The sequence below is a fragment of the Terriglobus sp. YAF25 genome (assembly GCF_052113305.1).
GTDB lineage: Bacteria > Acidobacteriota > Terriglobia > Terriglobales > Acidobacteriaceae > Terriglobus.
Genome location: NZ_JBFRCY010000792.1, coordinates 1 through 2,024 on the forward strand (window position 1 = coordinate 1; position 2,024 = coordinate 2,024).

Genomic DNA, 2,024 nt, shown 5'->3' on the forward strand with positions numbered 1-2,024 from the left:
AACCGGAAGCGTGTGTTGGCTCTTCTCAGCGAAGCGCGTGGAATCCCTCAATGTCGCCATGCGACAAAACGAGGTCTTGCCGTAACCCGCTGCGCCCGCGATGAGGAGGGGCCCCTTGTACTTATCAAGCAGATTTTGATCGAACGAGATCGTATGGTCGTTAGGGTCCATGTGAACGACCCACGGGTATTCGATGCTCGCGAGCTTCAGCCTGCTGAAGATCAGATAGGGCTCGGAACGGAGCTGGTTGGCGTCAGACGAGGGAACGACTCTCGAAAGTTCTTCTGCCATCCTCTGAAACTCCTCCGCAAGTTCGCGAAAGGCGGTTTCGATCTTGTTTACGACTCTGTCGTGCGAGCGATCAACCAGTGAGGTGGCCACGAACTTTCGCTCGCTCGGCGAGAGTTCTTCGGCGTCGCGAGCGCGATCGACTGCAGCTTGATAGTGCTGTTTCCACACGTGTGAGACGGCGTCGGACAACTGATCAATCGATGCGCTTAGCTCTGCAAGCTGGTCTTCAGGTCTCCGCGACCAGAGTCGTGCACTTTGGATCAGTGTCTTTGAATCCTCAAACAGACGTTTTGTCAGGCGAAGATCGCCTTGCGAACTGGGGATATCGAGCCCTCTCCACCCTGGAAAAGGACTAGCGAGTGTGAAGCGTGGGATGGTTTCGCGGAAGTTTTGAGGAATGTAAACCCGACTCAGAGAGCTGATGCCGTCGATGGTGAAGCCGCCGCGGGTCATCAGGTTGGAGAAAGCTGAGTTCTCATCGAGATGAGCCAGAGAACTTAAATACAGCGAGAGCAGGTTGGACTCGAAATAGATATAGGAGGTCCAATGCTGACGAAAAAGATCGAATAGATCGCGACCACAAACGAAGGCCACCTGGCCTTTGGCGCTTTCAAGTTCTCCTTTGATCGAGTTCATTGCTTCCTGCGAGCATGGCCAAGGACTCATTACGTACACATGAGTGACGAACTCAGATTCCCCGTTCGTTCCAGTGTAGGGGTTCCTGAGAGCTTGGCGAACCTGCAACAGGACTCTCGTGGCCCCGGACTGCGCTCCAATAGAACCGGAGATCTTATCGTTCTTAACGACACAGGCGACAAGTCGTCTTTCGCCGCACGTTCCTTTCTCATAGAACACAAGATCTTTGCCGTACTCCTGGGTGCCTTGCAAGACCTTTACCCCAGAAACATTCGGAATCTTGGAAAACAACGTGTCCAAGCGAGAATGAAGAACGGCTTCGGTTGCGAAGCTGTTGGCGAACCTCTCAAGCTCTGGATGAATGATCTCGCTAACATCGCCTTGGATCGAGTGTTGTCCGGGAGTCTCCATCTGGAAATGATATCGAGAACCACCTACGAGCTCGCACTTTGCATTCGTGTTTTACGCCGGGCGTGTTTTTTTCGCAGCTTTTCGACGCGCTCGCCCTGCTGCACCGCCAAAAGTGCCCTCAAAATGATGTTGTCGTTCTGGGGTAAGTTCATTTCCTCGTACGTCACGAGCTCCGGCCACCGATTGACGCCTTCGATCGCCAATTCCACCGCATCGACGGCGTACATGAACTCCGAAGACAACCGAAGAGCGGAACGAAAGACCCGACAGAAATTAATCCAGATGTAAGCGGCGTACACACGACTAAACTGACCGTAGAATTTCGCGAAGTTCGATGGCGAGAAACTGAATTCGTTCTTACCGGTGCCCCAGCCACTACGAAGGGCAATTCGCACGTTGAAGTGAACGATCTCGGACGTGGCGGCATAGAGATATTCGTAGAGCTCAGATAGCATGACCTTTTTGGCCATCTGTTCAATCGGAGGCAGTTTGTTCTCCGTCCTCCACATGCCCGTTCTACTACCGACCTCATTGAGGACGCCTTTTGCCTTGTCGATGGCAGGCGGCTCGAATGTGGTGGTTAGCACCGGCTGGTAAGGATGATTACGTTTGAAAAACTCCCCTTGCTTTTCGGAAGCTTTACCCGTGCTGATGACCATTAGGGCCTGAATCACCTTGTCTCGGTC

2 protein-coding genes are annotated in these 2,024 nt (G+C 53.1%); both read right to left on the reverse strand.

The features are described from left to right. The coding region (locus AB4043_RS23760) for a hypothetical protein (RefSeq protein ID WP_442308288.1) at positions 1-927 on the reverse strand (927 nt) is incomplete at its 3' end. Between the two features lie 434 nt (positions 928-1,361). After that, a partial coding sequence (locus AB4043_RS23765; protein WP_442308289.1) for a DUF5677 domain-containing protein occupies positions 1,362-2,024 on the reverse strand: 663 nt, incomplete at its 5' end.